The organism is Salinimicrobium marinum, from assembly GCF_014651535.1.
Lineage (GTDB): Bacteria > Bacteroidota > Bacteroidia > Flavobacteriales > Flavobacteriaceae > Salinimicrobium > Salinimicrobium marinum.
This window is the reverse complement of the sequence record NZ_BMXB01000057.1, coordinates 1-550: the sequence shown is the minus strand read 5'-3', so window position 1 is coordinate 550 and position 550 is coordinate 1. Positions and strand designations below refer to the sequence as shown.

General features: G+C 46.4%; 1 protein-coding gene. It reads left to right on the top strand.

What is annotated here, in order from left to right:
- A partial coding sequence (locus IE056_RS18345; RefSeq protein WP_189606440.1) for a transposase occupies positions 1-550 on the top strand: 550 nt, incomplete at both ends.

The following is a 550-nucleotide window of genomic DNA, read 5'->3' as shown; positions in this document are numbered from 1 at the left end:
GGAAGACCCGGTACTGGAAGGGAAAATATGGCCCGGAAACCCAGCTTACAAGGACGAGCGCTACGAGCATCTTAAGACACAGCTGGAATACTACAGCAAAGAACTAAAAAAAGTAGGTGTTACCCGGCAGTTGCTCTGGGAAGAGTATAAAACTGGAAACCTTCATCCTTATAGCTACGGCCAGTTCTGCTGGCATCTCCAGCAATACCTGCGCAGTGGAAAGCCCTCCATGGTATTGGACCATAAGCCTGGGGATAAACTTTTTATTGACTACGCCGGAAAGACTTTATCTTATGTTAATAGAGATACCGGGGAAGAGATCGAAGTTCAGGTGTTTGTAGCTTGCTTGCCGTATTCCGATTACTGTTTTGCCCTGGCGGTGCCTAGTCAGAAACTGGAAGATTTTATTTATGCCCTTGGTTGCTGTTTAAAAGAACTTGGCGGGGTTCCCCAAACCTTGGTTCCGGATAACCTAAAATCGGCAGTAATAAAAGCCAATCCCTATGAGCCTGAACTCAATCGTGCCCTGGAAGACTTTGCCAATCACTAT